This is a genomic window from Microbacterium sp. NPDC089186 (assembly GCF_040685115.1).
Lineage (GTDB): Bacteria > Actinomycetota > Actinomycetes > Actinomycetales > Microbacteriaceae > Microbacterium > Microbacterium galbum.
In genome coordinates this window covers 468,491-487,909 of sequence record NZ_JBFBHJ010000004.1, presented here as the reverse complement: position 1 = coordinate 487,909, position 19,419 = coordinate 468,491, and the positions used below count along the sequence as shown (strand labels likewise).

The following is a 19,419-nucleotide window of genomic DNA, read 5'->3' as shown; positions in this document are numbered from 1 at the left end:
CGGGACCGTCCGGTCGGACCACTAGGCTGACGCCGTGCTGATCCCGATCTCGAACACGCCCCGCGACTACGCCTGGGGCAGCCCCACGCTCATCGCCGACCTCGAGGGTCGTGAGCCCTCCGGTGCTCCCGAGGCCGAGGTGTGGTTCGGCGATCACCCGGGCTCGCCCGCGCGGGTGCACGACGGCTCGGAGCGCACCCTCGACGCGTGGCTCCCGGCCGCCGCCGGCGAGCACGGCGTGCCCGCCGCGCTTCCTTACCTGCTGAAGCTCCTGGCCGCCGGCGCGCCCCTCTCGATCCAGGTGCACCCCTCGAAGGAGCAGGCCGTCGAGGGCTTCGCGCGCGAAGAGGCCGCGGGGGTCCCGCGCGATGCGGGCGAGCGCAACTACAAGGACGACAACCACAAGCCCGAGGTCATCGTGGCGCTGAGCGAGACCTTCACCGCTCTCGCGGGACTCCGCGACATCGAGCGCACGCGCGCGCTCGTCGCGACCCTCGGTGAGGCCCCGGGCGTGCAGACGCTGCGCACCCACCTGTCCGCGCCCGACGCCGCCGACGCCCTGCGCGCGAGCATCGCCTGGCTCCTCGGCGAGGCCGACGCGACCGCGATCGAGCAGATCGTGGATGCCGCGGCATCCGCCGATCCGGGGGAGTTCGCCGCCGAGTTGGCCCTGACCCGCTCGCTGCACACCGCCTACCCGGCCGACCCCGGCATCGTGGTGGCGCTGCTGATGAACCTCGTCGAGCTGCGGCGCGGTGAGGCGATCTTCGTGCCCGCCGGGGTGCTGCACGCCTACGTCGCCGGTCTCGGCGTGGAGATCATGGCCGCGAGCGACAACGTGCTGCGCGGGGGGCTGACCCCCAAGCACATCGACGTGGACGAGCTGCTGGCGCTGGTGGACTTCCGGCCCGCCGAGCCGCCGTTCCTGCGGCCGACTCCGGCGGGCGACGGTGCCGAGGTGTTCGCACCCGGGATCGCCGACTTCGCCCTCGGGCACCTGGCCGCCGAAGCGTCGGGGTCGCTCGACCTGCGCGGCGTCGCGATCGCGCTCGGCGTCGCCGGGGAGGCGACGATCACCGGAGCCTCGGGAGCGCAGGTGAGCCTGAAGCCCGGGCAGGCCGCGCTCGTGACCCCCGACGAGTCCCCGTTGTCGGGCGACGGTGGCGGCGAGGTCTTCGTCGCGATGCCGGGGGCCTGATCGCGACACGCCGTGAGGGGGTGTGAAGCTTCACCTCGGCCTTGAGGGTTTACGATCCGCGACTTGACCAAACCGAATCACACGGGTGTAATTATGTCTACGCGGAACCGCGTCATGGGGGCTTGAACGAGGCGGAGGACGATATGGCGACGTCGCAGTACCGGTCCGGTGTCCCGGACAACTGGTTCGTAGACCCGGTCGATCTGGGAGTGCCCGGCGTTCGCCGAGACATCGACGCGACCGAGGAGAACACCCTCGCCTGGCAGACCGACGCGCTGTGCTCGCAGACCGATCCCGAGGCCTTCTTCCCGGAGAAGGGCGGATCGACCCGCGACGCGAAGCGCATCTGCACCTCGTGCGACGTCAAGAGCGAGTGCCTCGAGTACGCCTTGCAGAACGACGAGCGCTTCGGCATCTGGGGCGGTCTCAGCGAGCGCGAGCGCCGCAAGCTCAAGCGTCGCGCCTGATCCGCCGCCGATCGCCCTCGGGTGACCCAGGGGTGAGCGATCGGCGTCCCGACGGCGCGGCGTCCGTGATCGCGGAGGAGCCGACTTAGGCTGATCCGGTCATGCCCGCCCGTGTACACGCCATCCTCGTCGTGCGTCCCGAAGGACGCACCCCCGCCGCGAACCATCTGCAGCGCACGCTCGCAGCCCTCGCGGCCCAGACCCGTCCGGTCGACGCCCTGACCATCGTCTTGTGCGGCGCCGACCCGGCCTTGACGCAGGTCGCGGCCTCCTCCGGCGCCGAAGGCGTCATCACGGCTCCGGCCGGCACCCCGTTCGCCGTCGCCACGGCCCTGGCCACGCCGCGTCTGACCGGCGACGCCGTGTGGCTGCTCGCCCAGGACACCGCGCCCGATCCCGACGCCCTCGTCCGTCTCGCGGGTGCCCTCGAGCTGTCGTCGTCGCTCGTGATCGCGGCGCCCAAGCTCGTGTCGTGGGACGACCGCGACGAGATCGTGTCGCTGGGTGTGAGCATGAACCGTTACGGCGGCACGGTCGAACTCGCCAAGGGCGAGCTCGACCAGGGTCAGCACGACGCCGATGCCGACGTGCTCGGTGCCGACGTGCGCGGCATGCTCGTGCGTCGCGAGGCGTGGACCGCGCTCGGCGGTCTCGACCCCGCCCTCGGTGGGGCCGACGAGGGGCTCGACCTCGGCGTGCGCGCGCGCCTGGCGGGCGATCTCGTCTCGCTCGTGCCGGCGGCGCGCGTCGCGGTCGCGGGCGACGGCGTGGCCGCGATGGCCCGCGGTCGCCGTCGGGCGCGTCGTCGCGCGTTCGCCACGCGCACCGCGCAGTTGCACCGGCGGTTGGCGTACGCGCCGTCCGCGGCCGTGCTGCTGCATTGGCTCTCGTTCCTGCCGCTCGCCCTGTGGCGCACGGTCATGCACCTCGTGACGAAGATGCCCTACCGGGTGCTGCCGGAGTGGGGGGCGACGCTGCTCGTCCTCTTCCGACCCGCCGCCGTCGCGCGCGCCCGTCGCCGCATCCGGACGGTACGCCGCGTGGGGTGGTCGCGCATCGCGCCGCTGCGCATCTCGCGGGCGCAGATGCGCCTGCGTCTCGACGCCGACGGCGCCGACCCCGACGCCCCCGTTCGTTCGGAGCTGCGCTTCTTCGTCGGCGGCGGCGCGTGGGCCGTCCTCGGCGCGCTCGCCGTGTCGGCGGCGCTCTTCGCCCCCCTGCTGGCCTGGCCCGTCCTCGGCGGGGGAGCGCTGCTGCCGCTCCGTGCCGACATCGCTCAGCTCTGGCAGGACGCCGCCTGGGGCGCCCGCCCCCTCGGTCTGGATGCCGTGGGACCGGCCGACCCGTTCTCGGCGCTCGTCGCGCTCCTCGGCACGCTCTCGCCGGGGGACCCCTCGCGAGCCTTCGTCGTGCTGTGGGTGCTCGCGCTCCCGCTGGCGGTGCTGGGCGGCTGGTTCGCCGCCACGCGGGTGACCGAGTCGTCGCTGCTGCGCATCACCGCCGCCTTCGCGTGGGCCCTCGCCCCCACCTTCCTCGCCGCCCTCGTGGAGGGCCGCCCCGCTGCCGTGCTGCTGCACCTGCTGCTGCCGTGGCTGTTCTTCGCGGCGAGCGTGGCCCATCGGTCGTGGGCGCCGGCCGGAGCGGCATCCCTCCTCCTGGTCGCCGTGCTCGCGTGCGCCCCGTCTCTCGCACCCGCGGTGGTCGTGCTGTGGTCGGCGGCGCTCATCGTGGTGGCGCTCGTCGCGGGCCGCGGAGTGGCCCGTGTGGTCTGGCTGCTCGTGCCGTCGGCGGTCATCTTCGCGCCCCTGGTATGGACGCAGGTGCGTCGCGGGACGCCGTGGGCGCTCCTCGCGGATCCGGGCGTGCCTTATGCCGGGGCGGAGGCCACGGCCGACCCCCTGGGTCGGGCGCTCCTGGCGGCGGGTTTCCCGACGTCGGATCCCGGCGGGTGGGCCGCCGTGTTCGACGGGCCCGTGTGGTGGGTGGGACTGCTCGTCGCGCCTCTCGCCGTTCTCGCGCTGCTCGCGGTGCTGACGCCCCGCTGGGTGACGGCATCCGCTCTGCTGGTGATCGCGGTCACGGGGCTGGCCACGGCCTTCGCCGCGGTGGGCGTCGCCGTGTCGTTCCGCGACGCGATCGCCGTGCCCGTGTGGGCCGGATCGGGCCTGAGCCTCGCGTGGATCGGCCTGGTCGGTGCCGCCGTCGTCGCGCTCGACGCCGGCCTCGTGGAGCGCGTGCGCGTGCTGCGACCGATCGGCGCGCTGGCCGCTCTGGCGGCGCTGCTCGTCGCCGTGGCCCCGGCGCTGACCGCGCAGACCGCCTCCGTCGAGAGCGGTCGCTCGGTGCTGACAAACGGTCCGGTGTCGACCCTGCCGGCCTTCGTCGCCGCCGAGGGGCGCGGCTCCACCGACATCGGCACCATCGTGCTCGACCCCCGCGCCGACGGCATGCGCGTCGACGTCGTCTGGGGCGGCAGCGCCACCCTGTCCGGTCAGAGCACCGTGCAGGCCACGCGCACCGCCGCGTCGCCCGCGGACGAGGAGCTCGCGGCGCTCGCCGCCGATCTCGTCACTCCATCCGCCGACGACGTCGTCACGCGTCTGGCCGATCGTGGGATCGGCTTCGTGCTGCTGGCGTCGGCGCCCGCGGGCGAGGACGACGTGATCCGCGGGGCGCGTCTCGGTGCGGCCACGTCGCTCGACCAGCGCGACCTGCTCGACCCGGTGGGGGCCACCTCCCGCGGCGACCTCTGGCGCGTGAATACCACCATCGTCGCCCGTGCGCCCATCGACGATCACCAGGTGCGTCTCCAGCGCCTGGTCACTCTCGCCTCGCTGGGCGTGGTGCTGGTCGCGCTCCTGCTCGCCGTGCCCACCGCCGCCTCGCGCCGGGTCGCCCGGCGGACGCCGCGCACGGTCGGCCCGATCTCGGGAGGATCACGATGAGCGATCGTCGTCTCGTCCGCTTCGCCGCCACGAGCGCCCGCGTCGTGGCGGGGGCAGCCGTCGCCACGGCGGCGGTCGTCGGCACCGTCGCGGGTATCGCCGCGCCCTGGCCCGAGTACGCCGCCGAGCCGGTCCGGGTGCAGGCGACCCCCGCGCCCTCCGACACCGTCCTCGCGTGCGACGGCCCGCTGCTGGCGCTCGGTCGCAGCGCCGACGCGGCGAACAGCCTGAGCGCCGCCGCCGCGCAGCAGGTGGTGAGCGGTCCCTCCTCCGCTTCCGCGGACACATCGGCGCTGACCGGGGCGACGGGCGGCGACGACGGTTCCGCCGACGCCCTGCGCGCCGCCCCGCAGGACGGCGTGCAGACCCCGCTGGCCGCTGCCGGTTCGGCGACCGCGGTGTCGGACGACCTCACCGGCTTCGCCGCCTCCGCCTGCCGCGCCCCCCTCGCCGAGTCGTGGCTCGTGGGCGGCGCCTCCACCACCGGGTCGAACGACCTCGTCGTCCTCGCCAACCCGGGAACCGTCCCGGCGACCGTCCAGCTGTCGGTCTACGGTGCCCAGGGCGTCTCGACCCCTCCCGGTGGCAGCAACCTCGTCGTCCCGCCCGGTGAGCGCCGCGTCGTGCCCCTCGCCGGCCTGCTGCTGGGCGAGGAGAGCCCGGTGGTGCGGGTGGTGGCATCCGGTGCCCCCGTGCACGCCTCGTTGCAGGCGAACCTCACGCGCGTGCTGCTGCCGGGCGGCAGCGACCAGGTCGCGCCTTTCGCCCAGGCCGACACGCGCCTGGTGATCCCCGGGGTGCAGGTGCTGACGACGGGCGAGGGCCAGGCGGGGACCGTCCTGCGCCTTCTCGCACCGGGGGCCGACACCACGGCGACGGTGACCATGACCCCGTTGGATGCCGCGACCGCGGTGCCGGAGGCCCGCTTGGTGCCGCTCACGGCAGGACTCCCGACCTCGCTCGACCTCTCGGGCGTCGCGGCCGGGGCCTACACCGTCGAGGTGACGGCCGCCGCTCCCGTCGTCGGAGGCGCGTGGTCGACCACGGGCTTCGGTGAGGGCGCGGACTTCGCCTGGTACGCCGCCGCCCCCGCGTTCTCGTCGTCCGGAGTGATCGCCGTCGCCTCGGGCGTCGGTGCCGCCGTGGTGATCGCCGGCGACGCGAGCGACGCGACGGTCACCCTCACGCCGGTCGACGGGGGAGACCCGCTGACGACCGCGGTGGGGGCCGGCGCGAGCGTCGCCCTCCCCGTCGGCACGGGGGTCTACCGCCTCGACACCGATGCGCCGGTGCGCGCCGCGGTGTCGTACGCGGGGGCCGGCGCACTCGCGTCGTACCCGCTGTGGCCGGCGGACGCCGCGGCCTCGGCGGTCACCGTCCTGCCCTAAGCCCGGGGCGCCGGGTCACGGCATCCGGACCGGTCAGAGGAAGCGGAAGCGCTCGGGCCCGAGGTCCCACGGGTCGCGATCGAGGAACTCCGCGGCCGCGCGGAAGACGGCGCCCTCGATCATCATGCGACGGTGCAGGTCGTCGTCGTGGTGCGGGTGACCGAGCCGCTCGATCGGCACGCGGTACAGGATGATGCGCTTCTCATCGCGCAGCACCGTCCAGCGGGGGATGCCGTCACCGGCCGCCGGAGGCATGATGCCGATCTCGAACGAGACCTCGCGCAGCTCGGGCCAGGCGGAGCGCAGGAACTCCGCCGCCGTACTGACGGCGACGTCGAACCGCTCGACGCGGGTGTCGATCGGGGGCAGCGGCGGACGGACGACCGGGCTGCGGTTCTCGCGGCCGTGCCGACCGTGACGGGAGGGGCGGACGACCGGACGCGCTTCGCGGGATCGACGACGCATCATCCGCCCATCCTACGTTCGTCGGCGGGTCGCGCCGGGCGTCGGACAACGGTCGGGGCCGGCGGGGAGCCGTCCGCACGTCCGCTCCGCGTCGGTGCCCTCCGCCGCACGGCGATCGGCCCCGGGCCCCTGCATCGCCGGGGTATGCCTCTGCGCACCCCGCCTCCGCCGTCTACTGCGGCGCCGGTTACCGGCATCCGGGGTGCTCCTCATCCCGGCGCGGCGTCGTGGCGGTGTCGGAGGGGCTGGGTAGGCTGACCGCGATGCGCGACAGACTCTGCTCGAAGGTGGGATGCGCCCGCGAGGCGATGAGCACCCTCACCTACGACTACGGCGACCAGATGGCGGCCCTCGGCCCCCTGGGGCCTGCGGGCGACCCGCACGCGCACGACCTGTGCGCGATCCACGCCGACCGCCTGTCGGTCCCCAAGGGCTGGGTCGTCGTGCGCCACGAGACGCTGCGCGCCTGAGGCCGGCCGTGCCGCGCGTCTGACCCGATGCGCCCTTCGCGTCGTGGCGCCGGCTTTCCCGGTTCGGGGCGCGTTCGGCTCCGTGGGGCGTGGGATCGGCGCCCGGAACGCGGTGATCCGCCCCGATCCTCCCCGAAGGCGGCACTCCCTCGCCCGCGACCCCCTGCTCAGGCGCGCTCGGTGAGGGCGGCGGCCCGCTCGTTCTCGAGCAGGAGGGCGCGATACTCGCGATCGCGTCGCACCGCCGACACCGCGCGGACCAGGCTCTCGGCATCCACCGCGGGGATGGGCGAGACGAAGGGCCGCACCGCCTCGGCGAGCGAGACCGCCACGCGCGCGCGTGCGGCGGGGGTGAGCGCGTCGGCCCCGCGCACGAACTGCGACAGTCGCGCGGCGAGGCGGTCGGGCAGACGCGAGACGTCGGCGACCTGCGCCCATGCCTCGAGACCGAGCGGGATGCCGGGGGCCTCGAGGGGCAGGCGCGGGGTGCGCGTCCGTTCGCTGGCGGTGCCCGCGAGGAGGTCGCCGAGGCGCTGAGAGCGCGGGGTGAACATCCCGACGACCGCGGCGATCGCGCCGAAGGTGAACCAGATCTCGAGCACCCCCGTCAGCGCGCGGATGAGCGCCTGACGGAAGCCGGAGGCGCCGCCGTCGGTGCGGACGATGCGCGCCCCCACCGCGAGGCGACCGAGGCTGCGCCCGCGCGACAGCGTCTCGACCGTGGTGGGCACCGCCACCATCACGAGGACGAGCAGCGTGATCACGCCGATGCCGAGGGCGGATTCCGGCAGCGAGCCCTGCGCGGTGAGGGTGGCGAGCAGAAGGGCACCGCCGAAGAGCAGCACCGCGCCGATCACGACGTCGATGACTGCGCCCACCGCGCGCAGGAAGAACCCGATCGGCTGGACGTCGAGGGCCACGGCCTCACCGGTGAGCGTCTCCTCGGCGGTGGTGTGCACGAGCGAGACCGCGGGGGAGGGGACCGGGGTCGATGCCATGCGTACAGTTGACCACATGGACCTCGACGCGCTCACGGCCGCGCGCCGCCGCGAGTGGGAGCGGCTCGACGAGCTCGGCAGACGCCGTCGCCTGAGCGGCGAGGAGGTCGACGAGCTCGTCACCCGCTACCGGGCGGCTTCCGCGGATCTGGCCGACATCAAGACCTCGGCCGGCCGCACCCCGCAGGGCGACTACGTCTCGATCCTGCTCGCGCGCACGCGTCTGCGTCTCACCGGCGTGCGCGAGAACGTGCTGAAGCAGCTTCCGCGCTTCTTCCTCCTCCAGCTGCCCGCGGCGTTGTACCGCGTGCGGTGGATGACGTTGGCGGTGACGGTGTTCTTCCTGGTCGTGGCCACCCTCGTCGCGCTGTGGATCTCGGGCGACCCGCAGGCCGTGGCCGCGCTCGGGGCGCAGAGCGATCTGCAGCGCTACGCCGACGAGCAGTTCGTCGACTACTACCGCGAGAACCCGAATGCGATCTTCGCCGGCACCGTGTGGACGAACAACGCCTGGATCGCGGCGCAGTGCGTGCTGTTCGGGGTGACGGGGTTCTGGCCGCTCATGGTCATCATGCAGAACGCGGTCGGCGTGGGGACCTCGGCCGCGATCATGATCGCCTTCGACCGGGCCGACGTGTTCTTCCAGTTCATCCTCCCGCACGGCCTGCTGGAACTCACGGCGATCTTCGTCGCGGGGGCGGCGGGGCTGCAGATCTTCTGGGCGTGGGTCGCCCCGGGGCGTCGCACCCGCGCGGCGGCGCTCGCGGCGGCGGGGCGCTCTCTCGCGACCGTCGCCGTCGGACTCGTGTTCGCGCTGGCGCTGTCGGGTCTCGTCGAGGGCTTCGTCACCCCGCGCGAGTGGCCCTGGCCTGTCAAGATCGCGATCGGCGCGGCCGCCCTCGGCGTCTTCCTCTTCTACATGCTGTGGGTCGGACGCCGCGCGGTCCGGGCGGGGGAGACGGGCGACCTCACCGAGTACGAGGCCGGCACACCCACGCTGACGGCCGGCTGACGGCATCCGGATGCCGACCCGGGGGCGCCGCGGAGGCTTCGGGTTCCCCCGGCGTTCCGCGGGGACGGGCGGCTCCGGCGCCGTGCGCGCAGCGCAGCGGAAACGCCCTGCGTCGTGCCGCCCGCACCCCGATCACGCCGTTCACCGGCGTGTCATTTTTGATTCATTCAAAAATAGGTAGGCTCGACGCATGCTCGACAGTCAGCCGGACGCCCCCGCGGATGCCCTCATCCGTGGTGCGGGTCTGCGGGTCACGACGACGCGCGTCGCCGTGCTCGAGGCCTTGCGCGCCCGGCCGCACGCCACCGCCGACGACGTGTTCGCACGGGTCAGCGGCACCCTCGCCGGCACGAGCAAGCAATCCGTGTACAACGCGCTCGGCGACTTCGCCGACGCGGGTCTCGCGCGCCGCATCGAACCGGCCGGGCACTCCGGCACGTTCGAGCTGCGCGTCGGAGACAACCACCACCACGTGGTGTGCACCGGATGCGGACGCATCGACGACGTGGATTGTGTCGTCGGCGCGGCGCCGTGCCTGCACGTGCCGGAGGGGAGCGGTTTCGTCATCGAGACCGCCGAGGTGACGTTCTGGGGCGTGTGCCCCGACTGCCGGGCCGAGTCCGAAGCCGAAAAACCGAGAGGATCCCGATGAGCGACACTCTGAACGGATGCCCCGTCTTCCACGACGGCGCCGCCCCCGACGACAACCGACTGCCGGTGGGCGAGGCCCCCGCCGACAGCGAGCCCGCCGGCGCCCTGCCGCACCCGACCCAGGGATCCGCCAACCGCGTGTGGTGGCCCGAGTCCCTGAACGTGAAGATCCTCGCGAAGAACAACGCCCTCCGCGACCCGCTCGACGAGGGCTTCGACTACAAGGCCGCGTTCGAGGCGCTCGATCTCGAGGCCGTGAAGAAGGACCTGCAGGCCGTCATGACGACCTCGCAGGACTGGTGGCCCGCCGACTTCGGTCACTACGGCCCCCTCATGATCCGCATGGCCTGGCACAGCGCCGGCACCTATCGCGTGACCGACGGTCGTGGCGGCTCGGGCGCGGGCATGCAGCGCTTCGCCCCGCTGAACAGCTGGCCCGACAACGTCAACCTCGACAAGGCGCGCCGCCTGCTCTGGCCCGTCAAGAAGAAGTACGGCCAGTCCATCTCGTGGGCCGACCTCATGATCCTCGCCGGCAACGTCGCGCTGGAGGACATGGGCTTCCCCACCTTCGGCTTCGCCGGTGGCCGCACCGACGTGTGGGAGCCCGACGACGACGTGTACTGGGGTCCCGAGACCACCTGGCTCGGCGACGAGCGCTACACCGGCAACCGCGAGCTCGAGCGCCCGCTCGCCGCCGTTCAGATGGGCCTGATCTACGTCAACCCCGAGGGGCCCAACGGCAACCCCGACCCGCAGCTGTCGGCCCACGACATCCGCGAGACGTTCGGCCGCATGGCCATGAACGACGAGGAGACCGTCGCCCTCATCGCCGGTGGACACACCTTCGGCAAGACGCACGGTGCGGCGAGCGACTCGCACGTGGGTGTCAACCCCGAGGCCGCCGACATCGAGGACCAGGGCCTAGGCTGGAAGAACAGCCACGGCACCGGCAAGCGCGACGACACCATCACCAGCGGTCTCGAGGTCACCTGGACCTACCACCCGACCCGGTGGGACAACGAGTTCTTCCACATCCTCTTCGCCTACGAGTGGGAGCTCTTCCAGAGCCCCGCGGGAGCGCACCAGTGGCGTCCCGTCAACGGCGGGGGAGCCGACATGGTCCCCGAGGCGCACTCGGCCGGACGCCGCGAGCCCCGCATGCTCACGAGCGACCTGGCGCTGCGCGTCGACCCGGCGTACGAGAAGATCTCGCGGCGTTTCGCCGAAGACCCGGCGGCGTTCCAGGACGCCTTCGCCCGCGCGTGGTTCAAGCTGACCCACCGCGACATGGGCCCGCGCGAGCGCTACCTCGGTTCCGAGGTGCCCTCCGAGGTGCTCGTGTGGCAGGACCCGGTGCCCGCCGTCGACCACCCGCTCATCGACTCCGCGGATGCCGCGGCGCTCAAGCAGCAGATCCTCGACAGCGGCCTCACGGTGCAGCAGCTCGTCACCACGACGTGGGCCGCGGCATCCACGTTCCGCGGGAGCGACAAGCGCGGTGGCGTGAACGGCGCGCGTATCCGCCTCGAGCCGCAGAGGAGCTGGACGGTCAACAACCCCGAGCAGCTGGCATCCGTGCTCGAGGTGCTCGAGAAGATCAAGGCCGGGTTCGATGCTCAGGGGGAGAAGAAGGTCTCGATCGCCGACCTGCTCGTGCTCGCGGGCAACGCCGGTGTCGAGCAGGCCGCCCGCGCCGGCGGCGTCGAGATCGAGGTGCCCTTCGCCCCCGGTCGCACCGACGCCTCGCAGGAGCAGACCGAGATCGAGTCGTTCCGCTGGCTCGAGCCGATCGCCGACGGGTTCCGCAACTATGCCTCGCGCGAGGCGCGGCTGCCCGCGGAGTTCTTGCTGCTCGACAAGGCCAACCTGCTGACGCTCACCGCGCCCGAGATGACGGTGCTGGTCGGGGGCCTCCGCGCGATCGGCGCGAACTGGGACGGCAGTGACTGGGGCGTGTTCACCGACACCCCCGGTGCGTTGACGAACGACGTGTTCGCGAACCTCCTCGACCTCGGCACGACGTGGAAGCCGCTCGACAGCGGCAAGCACGCCTTCGAGGGCACGAAGGACGGCTCGGGCGAGAAGGTCGGCATCGGAACCCGCGTCGACCTGGTGTTCTCGTCGAACTCCGAACTGCGCGCGCTCGCCGAGGTGTACGCCTCGGATGACGCGAAGGAGAAGTTCGTGCGCGACTTCGTCGCCGCGTGGCGCAAGGTCACCGAGCTCGACCGGTTCGACCTGGTCTGAGATCGACCCCCGCTGCGGCGGGGTTCGCGCTGCGGCTCGGTCGTCGCGGCATCCGGAAGGTCCGTCCCCTCGCGGGGGCGGGCCTTCCGTCGTTCGGTGGCGCCGCGGTCCGTCTCCGTTCCGCCCCGCCGGGGAGGTGTGTCCCACTTATGGCCGGTGGGAGGGGTGTGGGGTGACCATTTTCGGGACATCCACCGTCATATGTGGGACGAGCGCCGCGAGGAGTAGGACGCACTGCGGGGCCGGTGTGCAGCTTTGTCGGCGGTGGCTCGTCGGTGGCGGGGAGAGGGAGGTGTGTCCCACTTATGGTCGGTGCGAGGGGCGTGAAGTGGCCATTCTGGGGACATGCTCTGTCAGAAGTGGGACATGCGCCGCTAGGAGTGGGACGCGCGCCGCTGAAGGGGCACTGTAGGAGAGACACGCTGCCGGAGACGCGCGCTGCCGGAGGTGTGGCGGATGCCTGAGGTGTGGCGGATGCCGGAGGTGGGACGGATGCCGCCGACTCAGGCGCGCGACAGGCGGCGCAGGCCCTCGTCGATCGTCACGGAGGGACGCCAGCGCAGGTCGCGGCGGATCTCGGTCTGATCGAACCAGTGCGCGGTCGACAGCTGCTCGGCGAGGAAACGCGTCATGGGCGGTTCGTCCTGCCCCGGGCGCACGGCCCACACGCGCTCGATGAGCGACCCCGCGGCCTTGGCGAGTCCCGCGGGCACGCTGAATCGCGGCGGTGTCACGCCCGATGCGCGGCAGATCCCGGCGAGCAGGTCGCCCACGGGCCGCGGCTCGCCGTTGGTCAGCACGTAGGCGCGCCCGCTGACGTCCTCGACGCGGTCGAGGGCGGCGACGATGCCGGATGCCGCGTTGTCGACGTACGTGGAGTCGATGAGCGCCGTGCCGCCGTCCAGCAGTGGCAGCGTGCCGCGACGAGCGCGGTCGACCACGCGCGCGATGAGCTGGGTGTCACCCGGCCCCCACACCAGGTGCGGTCGGATGGCGACGAGCGCGGTGCCGTCGCCGGCGCGCGAGAGCGCGAGCAATTCGGCCTCGGCCTTGGTGCGGGCGTACTCGCCGTGCGCGGCATCCGGGTCGGCGGGCCCGGCGCCGACGCCCGCGAGGGCGTGTCCGGCGTGCGCGACCGAGGGCGACGACACGTGCACGATGCGCGAGACTCCCGCGGCGGCAGCGGCGTCGAGGAGCGTGCGCGTCCCCTCCACGTTCACGGCGCGGAACTGCGCCGGGTCCCCCGCGAGGGAGACCTTCGCGGCGAGGTGCACGATCGCGTCGACGTCGTCGAGAGCGGATGCCACGGCGTCGGCATCCGTCACCGAACCGAGACGGTCGTCGGCGCCGTCGACGCCCGAGGGGCGGCGCTGCAGCGTGCGCACGTCGTGACCGTCGTGCTGGAGGCCGCGGACGACGGCACGGCCGAGGAAGCCGGAGGCACCGGTGGCGAGGACCCTCACAGCGCCGACGCCTTCTCGCCCGCGAGCACCCGCTCGGCCCACGCGGCCACGCGGGAGCGGTCGATCTTGGAATTGTGGCGGATGTCGGTCGGCAGGCTCGGCACGGCCAGCACGGCGGCCAGCGACTGCGCGGTGGCCGCGCGGACGGCGTCGGTGAGCTCGGGGGATGCCAGGCCGGGACGCCGGACGCCGGACTCGACGACGGCGACGACGACCTGTCGACCGACCGGGCCCACGCCGACCGCGGCGGCGCGGACGACGGCGGAGACGGTCTCGACGTCCTGCTCGACGCCGACCGGGGTGACGGGCCCCTCCGCGGTGGTGATGACGTGGGGGAGGCGCCCCTCGACCCACAGGCGCCCCTCGGCGTCGAGGTGACCGACGTCGCCGGTGCGATGCCAGCGGGCGGGGAGGCCGCGCCGGGCGTCGCGGTCGGTCAGGTGCAGGCGGAAGTAGCCGCGCTTGAGATGCGGCGCCGAGATGACGATCTCGCCGGTGACCCCGGCATCCGTCGTCGTCTCATCGGCCGCGCGGCCCCGGTCGTCGAGGGGCGAGATGCGTACCTCGCCCGTCCCGAGGGGACGACCGACGCACACTCCGCGGTCTCCCGCAGCGGCCTCGATCTCGGGCAGGGTGACGTCGGCCACCAGCAGGCATTCCGTCATGCCGTAGGGCGTGTGCGCGACGGCGTTCGGCATGAGCGCCTGAGCCCGCCGCAGCAGGTCGACGCCCACGGGAGCGCCGGTCGAGAGGAACGTCTGCACACGCGCCAGCGCCGAGCGATCGGCATCCGTCAGACGGTCGGCGGTGGCCACGACGTTGGCGACGGCGGCGGGGGAGAGGAAGACGATCTTCGCATCGGAGGCGCGCACGGCGGCCGCGACCGCGGCGGCGGTGAGGGTGCGCGGAGCCGAGACGTCCATGTCGGGCGTCGCCGAGCGGGTGCCGAGCGCCGGGCCCAGCAGCGCGAAGGGCGCGAAGCCGGTCACGAGCCCCGTGTCGGCCGACACCGCGAAGTGCGTGGCGAGGGTGTCGCGCAAGGCTGTCACCTGCGCGTGCGTGTACACGACGCCCTTGGCGGGACCGGTCGAGCCCGAGGTGAAGAGCACCGCCGCCTCGGCGTCGGCTGCGGGCGGCTCCGGCAGCGTCCGCCCCCGACCGGCGCGCGCGAGATCCGACAGGCTGGCCTCGACCCCCAGTGCGCGCGAGGTCGCGGCGGGCAGGGACGCCGACGAGATGCGGCGCCCGGGCCACCCCAGGGCGCGCGCCGCGGCGAGCCCCGCGACCTCGCCGATCACCACGTCGGGGACGGCACCGCGCACCGCGCGCGACAGCCCCCGGATGCCGAGACCCCGGTCGGCCACGACGACCACGGCGCCGATGCGCAGGCACGCGTACAGCGCGGCCGTGAGCGTCGGGCCGGGCTGCACGAGCAGCGAGACGCGGTCGCCGGCGCGGACGCCGAACGCGTCGAGTCCCGCGGCGATCTCGTCGACCCGCGCGGCGAGCTGTCGCCAGCTCACCCGCAGCGGTCCGCCGCCGCCCGAGGCCGTGGTCATGTCGATCACGGCGGTGTCGTCGTCATCGCGGCGGGCGTCGAGGGCGTCCCAGAGGCGACCGGCAGGGGCAGTGCCGGTGCCGGTGCCGGCGTGCTTCGTCGGGGACGAGCGACGCGAGCGCGCGGGTGCCGTCGCGGCATCCACGATCTTCTCGTCGAGCCAATCGAGCACCACGTCGGCGTAGGGGCGCTCCTCGGCGATCAGGTGGCCCGCGCCCTCGAAGCGGTGCACGTCGGCGTGGGGGAGACGCTCGGTGAGGTCGTCGAGGTGGTCCTCGCCGAACACGGGGTCTTTCGGACCGCGCAGGAGCAGCGCGGGCACCTCGAGCTCGCGCAGCCCCGCCGACATGCGGTGCAGGGCGGGGGTGCTGACGTGGTCCGGCGTCGCCGGGATGTCGGCGACGAATCCGCCGATGCCCCGACGCCGTGCCACGGTCGCGTACGGCGCGCGGAAGGCGGCGCGCACGGCCGGGTCGAGGTCGGCGAGGGCGAGGGTGACGTCGAGGAACGCCGTCGTGCCGGTCGTGCCCGCCGCGAGCATGCCGCGAGCGGTCGCGACGCGCAGCGCGAAGGGCAGCTCGGCGCCGTCGGGGTGGTGTACGGCGGTGTTCAGCGCGATGACCGCGGCGACTCGCTCGCGGTTCTCGACGGCCCAGCCGAGGGAGACGGGCCCGCCCCAGTCGTGTCCGATGGTGACGACCGGACCGCGGATGCCGAGCTCGGAGACGAGCGCGTCGAGATCGGCGATGCGCTGAGCGAGTGTGCGGCGCAGCGAGGAGCGCTCCGAGAAACCCATCTCGAGCTGGTCCACGGCGACGACGCGCCACGCGGCGCGGCCCTCGAGCGCGCGGTCGAGCGAGGCGGTCACGAGCGCGCGCCACAGGTACGACCACGTCGGGTTGCCGTGCACGGCGATGATCGTGCCGAGCGGCTCGACGCCGTGCTCGGCGAGGGTGCCCCCGGTGTCGAGCACGTGCCAGAGGCGCGACGCTCCGCGGTCGTCGAGGACGCCCTCGACGCTGACGAGCCGCGACAGAGACGGGTCGAGGCCGGGGAGCCCGGCCGGGGGGAGGGTGGCCTGCGGTCCGGTCACGCGGGGGTGACTCACCAGGCCAGCTCCAGCATGCCGGTGTTCAAGCCGGAGCCCACTCCCATCAGCAGCACGCGATCACCTCGCCGCAGCGTCTTCTGCTCGGCGGCGAGGGTGATGGGGATGGATGCCGGGCCCACATTGCCCAGCTCGGGGTACGTGACCGGGACCCGGTCGCGGTCGAGCTTCGCGGCGCGAACGATCGCACCGGTGTGCACCGACGAGACCTGGTGGGTGACGTAGCGGTCCATGCCGGTCCAGTCGAATTCGCCCTTGGCCTCTTTCCACGCCGACACGACGAGGTCGAGTCCGCCCTTCAGCAGCGCCTTGGCGTCGGTGAACATGCCGTCGACGCTGCCCACGCACAGGTCGTAGAACTGCGTCGCGGCCCGCGTGACGCCGCCCACGATGCGGTGTCCCTCGGGGTGGTCGCTCGCGCGTCCCAGGACGGCCGCGGCGGCGCCCGATCCCAGGGTGAGCGAGGCGAACTCCTGCATGAAGGCGTCGCGGTCGAGATCTTCGCGCACGAGCCGGTTGATGGTGTTGACCTGGATCTCGTCGGCATCCTCGCCGTTGACGATGAGGGCGTACTTCACCTGCCCCGACTGGATCATGCCGGCTGCGAGGCTCATGCCGTTGATGAAGCCGAGGCACGCGTTGGCCACGTCGAAGTTGATGGCCGAGCTCGGCAGGCCGAGGCCGTGGTGCAGTCGCACGGCGACCGAGGGCTCGAGGTGCTTGCGGGTGACCGACGTGTTGATGATGAGGCCGATCTCGCTCGCGTCGACCCCGGCCTCGGCGAGGGCCTGCTTGCCGGCGGCGATCGTCGCCTCATCCGACGACTCGCCCTCCGCCCAGTTGCGGCGCTCGTTGACGCCCGCGACGCGGCGCAGCAGACCCGGCTTGAGCTTGAGTCGCTTCAGCGCGGGAGCCAGACGCTCCTCGATGTCGTCCGACGTCGTGACGCGGCTGGGCAAGACGCTCGCCACCGACACGAGGGCCACATCGTCGAAGTGCGTGGTGGCGTTACCTGGCAAGAGAGCTCCCGCATCCTGTGCGTAGACGGCGAGGCCGCGCGCGGAGGGGACACGCTGACGACCGGAAGGGTACCCCCCAGGATAAGCCGCGTCGTATGTCGCGGGCTGCATGCGGGCTGGGTGTGCTACAGCCGCCCCGCCGCCTTCAGGGCGAGGTAGCGGTCGGCCACGAGCGGCGGCAGGTCGTCGGCGGAGGCCGCCACCGCGTCGCCGCCCGCGCGGACGACGGCGTCGCGCACGCGGTCGGCGTCGTGGCGCGCTCGCTCGATCGCAGCGGCGGCATACACGTCGGCGGCGTCGCGGTGGGCGGGCACGTCGCCGGGGCCGTCGGTCGCGGTCGCCACCAGCAGGCGCGACCGCGCGGCGACCGCGGGCAGCGACGCGAGGAAGGCGCGGGCGGCCTCGGGGTCGTCGGCGGCGGTCAGCAGCACCACGAGGGCCGGGCGCACCGACAGGCCGCGCACGTGGGCGAAGACGGCGTCCCAGTCGGTGTCGATCAACTGCGGGTCGACCGGGGTCATGGCATCCACGAGGGCGGGGAGCAGCTGCGCGCCGTCGACGCGGGTCACGCGGGCGCGGGGCACGCGATCGAACATCACGAGGTGCACGTGGTCGCCGGCGCGACTGGCCAGGACCGACAGCAGGAGGGCGGCTTCCATGGCCGCGTCCAGCCGCACCCCGTCACCGACGCGCGCGGCGGCGGTACGGCCGGTGTCGATCACGATGACGACGTGGCGGTCGCGCTCGGGGCGCCAGGTGCGCAGCATGGTCGTGCCCGCGCGCGCGGTCGCGCGCCAGTCGATCGAGCGCACGTCGTCGCCGCGCACGTACTCCCGCAGGCTGTCGAACTCGGTGCCCTGCCCGCGGACCTGCAGCGTGGTGTTGCCGTCGAGTTCGCGCAGACGGGCCAGGCGCGAGGGCAGGTGGCGACGCGATGTGAACGGCGGCAGCACGCGGAGGCGGGCGGGGGCGTCGACCCGGGCCTGCCGACCCGCCAGGCCGAGCGGTCCGAGGGCGCGCACCACGACGAAGGCGCTGCGCAGCTCGCCGCGCCGACGGGGGAGCAGCGGCAGCGGCGCGGCCCGTCTCTCGCCCGGCGGCACGGTGAGGCGCAGACGCTCCTCGGGCGCGCCCGCCGTCGGCTGCCAGGCGTCGCGCACGTGCGCGCGCAGCAGGCGCGTACCGAGGTTGCGCACGCGCAGCTCTCCCGAGACGGGTTCGTCGCGCAGGGCGCGCTCGGGCAGGGTCCGCGTGACCTCGACCCGGCGCGGATCGGCCGCCGCCGCCGCATCGGCGGCCATCGCGAGGGCGCACAGCAGCACCCAACCGCCCGCCGCGATCCAGGCCGGCACCCCCGCGGTGCTGAGCAGCACGAGGGGGACGACGCCGAGGGCGACGAGGAGAGCGAGGCGGCCGGTGACGAACATCAGATCGGGACGCGGGTCTGCTGCAGGACGGAGGTGAGGATGGCATCCAACGAGACGCCCTCGATCTCGGCCTCGGGACGCAGACGGATGCGGTGGCGCCACACGGGGACGAGCATCGTCTGCACGTGGTCGGGGGTGATCGCGGGGTACCCGCCGAGCCACGCCCACGCCTTGGCGGCGGCGAGCAGGCCGGTCGTCGCGCGCGGGCTCACCCCGAGCTGCACGGACGGGCTCTGCCGCGTGGCCCGCGCGAGGTCGACGACGTAGCCGAGCACGTCGTCGGCGACGGCGACGGATGCCGCCGCCCGCTGTGCGGCGAGGATCTCGCCCGCCGTGACGGCAGGGGTGACCCCCGCCTCGTCGAGGCGCCGCGGGTCGAAGCCCTGCGCGTGACGGCGGAGGACGTCGACCTCGGCGTCGCGGCCGGGCAGATCGACGACGAGCTTGAGCAGGAAGCGGTCGAGCTGCGCCTCGGGCAGCGTGTAGGTGCCCTCGTGCTCGATGGGGTTCTGCGTCGCGGCCACCAGGAAGGGATCGGGCAGGGCGCGACTCACCCCGTCGCTCGACACCTGCCGCTCCTCCATCGCCTCGAGCAGGGCCGCCTGCGTCTTGGGGGGCGTGCGGTTGATCTCATCGGCGAGCAGCACGTGGGTGAACACCGGACCCGGTCGGAACTCGAATCCGCCCGCGCGGGCGTCGTACACCAGCGATCCGGTCACATCGCCCGGCATGAGGTCGGGCGTGAACTGCACGCGGTGCGTGTCGAGACCGAGGGCGCGGCTGAACGAGCGCACGAGCAGCGTCTTGGCGACGCCCGGCACGCCCTCCAGCAGCACGTGTCCGCGCGAGAGAAGGGCGATGAGCAGCCCGGTCACCGTGCCGTCCTGGCCGACGACCGCTTTGCCCACCTCGAGGCGCACGCGGTGCATCGCCTCGCGGAGGGTCGCGTGGTCGTCGGACGGGCCGGACGGATCGGGGCGAGCGGAGCCGGCCGCGGGGC

15 protein-coding genes are annotated in these 19,419 nt (G+C 73.6%); 8 read left to right on the top strand and 7 right to left on the bottom strand.

What is annotated here, in order from left to right; genetic code table 11:
- The first annotated feature begins 34 nt into the window (after nt 1-34).
- The 4 genes from manA to AB0N82_RS16160 all read left to right on the top strand — a co-directional run bounded on the left by manA (nt 35) and on the right by AB0N82_RS16160 (nt 5,998).
- Complete coding sequence (manA, locus tag AB0N82_RS16175; RefSeq protein WP_363393046.1) at nt 35-1,198, top strand: mannose-6-phosphate isomerase, class I; 1,164 nt, start codon at nt 35-37, stop codon at nt 1,196-1,198.
- 143 nt (nt 1,199-1,341) lie between these two features.
- Nucleotides 1,342-1,665: a WhiB family transcriptional regulator gene (locus tag AB0N82_RS16170; RefSeq protein ID WP_058232110.1), complete on the top strand. Its 324-nt coding sequence runs from the start codon at nt 1,342-1,344 to the stop codon at nt 1,663-1,665.
- A gap of 101 nt (nt 1,666-1,766) precedes the next feature.
- The gene (locus AB0N82_RS16165) at nt 1,767-4,610 is read left to right on the top strand and encodes a glycosyltransferase (RefSeq protein ID WP_363393042.1); all 2,844 of its coding nucleotides are present in this window, start codon (nt 1,767-1,769) and stop codon (nt 4,608-4,610) included.
- Nucleotides 4,607-5,998 (top strand): DUF5719 family protein, encoded by a 1,392-nt coding sequence (locus AB0N82_RS16160; RefSeq protein WP_363393040.1) that lies wholly within the window; start codon nt 4,607-4,609, stop codon nt 5,996-5,998. Before AB0N82_RS16165 ends, AB0N82_RS16160 begins: the two co-directional genes overlap by 4 nt.
- Nucleotides 5,999-6,031: 33 nt before the next feature.
- Here AB0N82_RS16160 and AB0N82_RS16155 read toward each other — a convergent pair whose 3' ends face one another.
- Nucleotides 6,032-6,466 (bottom strand): hypothetical protein, encoded by a 435-nt coding sequence (locus AB0N82_RS16155; RefSeq protein WP_315993317.1) that lies wholly within the window; start codon nt 6,464-6,466, stop codon nt 6,032-6,034.
- A 260-nt stretch (nt 6,467-6,726) separates the two neighbouring features.
- On the opposite strand from AB0N82_RS16155, the gene AB0N82_RS16150 reads away from it, so the two are divergent.
- Nucleotides 6,727-6,933, top strand: a complete 207-nt coding sequence (locus tag AB0N82_RS16150; RefSeq protein WP_136587001.1) for a DUF3499 family protein — start codon at nt 6,727-6,729, stop codon at nt 6,931-6,933.
- Nucleotides 6,934-7,100: 167 nt separating this feature from the next.
- On the opposite strand, the gene AB0N82_RS16145 is transcribed toward AB0N82_RS16150, so the two are convergent.
- Nucleotides 7,101-7,931, bottom strand: a complete 831-nt coding sequence (locus AB0N82_RS16145) for an RDD family protein (RefSeq protein WP_363393036.1) — start codon at nt 7,929-7,931, stop codon at nt 7,101-7,103.
- A 16-nt stretch (nt 7,932-7,947) separates the two neighbouring features.
- Here AB0N82_RS16145 and AB0N82_RS16140 point away from each other — a divergent pair, with 16 nt between their 5' ends.
- The 3 genes from AB0N82_RS16140 to katG all read left to right on the top strand — a co-directional run bounded on the left by AB0N82_RS16140 (nt 7,948) and on the right by katG (nt 11,844).
- Nucleotides 7,948-8,943, top strand: coding sequence for a stage II sporulation protein M (locus AB0N82_RS16140; protein WP_315993315.1), 996 nt, complete (start codon nt 7,948-7,950; stop codon nt 8,941-8,943).
- A 190-nt stretch (nt 8,944-9,133) separates the two neighbouring features.
- Nucleotides 9,134-9,595 carry a Fur family transcriptional regulator gene (locus AB0N82_RS16135; protein ID WP_315993314.1) on the top strand — a complete coding sequence of 154 codons (462 nt, stop codon included), beginning with the start codon at nt 9,134-9,136 and terminating at the stop codon, nt 9,593-9,595.
- The gene (gene katG, locus AB0N82_RS16130) at nt 9,592-11,844 is read left to right on the top strand and encodes a catalase/peroxidase HPI (protein ID WP_363393032.1); all 2,253 of its coding nucleotides are present in this window, start codon (nt 9,592-9,594) and stop codon (nt 11,842-11,844) included. The genes AB0N82_RS16135 and katG overlap by 4 nt, the downstream gene beginning before the upstream one ends.
- Before the next feature lie 503 nt (nt 11,845-12,347).
- On the opposite strand, the gene AB0N82_RS16125 is transcribed toward katG, so the two are convergent.
- From AB0N82_RS16125 to AB0N82_RS16105, 5 genes are all read right to left on the bottom strand, one after another.
- Nucleotides 12,348-13,307 (bottom strand): NAD-dependent epimerase/dehydratase family protein, encoded by a 960-nt coding sequence (locus tag AB0N82_RS16125; RefSeq protein WP_363393029.1) that lies wholly within the window; start codon nt 13,305-13,307, stop codon nt 12,348-12,350.
- Nucleotides 13,304-15,973 (bottom strand): alpha/beta fold hydrolase, encoded by a 2,670-nt coding sequence (locus AB0N82_RS16120; RefSeq protein ID WP_363393027.1) that lies wholly within the window; start codon nt 15,971-15,973, stop codon nt 13,304-13,306. Before AB0N82_RS16120 ends, AB0N82_RS16125 begins: the two co-directional genes overlap by 4 nt.
- Entirely contained in the window at nt 15,970-16,992 is a 1,023-nt protein-coding gene (locus AB0N82_RS16115) for a 3-oxoacyl-ACP synthase III (RefSeq protein ID WP_298874550.1), read from the bottom strand. The genes AB0N82_RS16120 and AB0N82_RS16115 overlap by 4 nt, the downstream gene beginning before the upstream one ends.
- A 125-nt stretch (nt 16,993-17,117) precedes the next feature.
- Nucleotides 17,118-18,419, bottom strand: a complete 1,302-nt coding sequence (locus AB0N82_RS16110) for a DUF58 domain-containing protein (RefSeq protein WP_363393024.1) — start codon at nt 18,417-18,419, stop codon at nt 17,118-17,120.
- Nucleotides 18,419-19,348 carry a MoxR family ATPase gene (locus tag AB0N82_RS16105; RefSeq protein WP_363393358.1) on the bottom strand — a complete coding sequence of 310 codons (930 nt, stop codon included), beginning with the start codon at nt 19,346-19,348 and terminating at the stop codon, nt 18,419-18,421. Before AB0N82_RS16105 ends, AB0N82_RS16110 begins: the two co-directional genes overlap by 1 nt.
- Nucleotides 19,349-19,419: the final 71 nt, after the last annotated feature.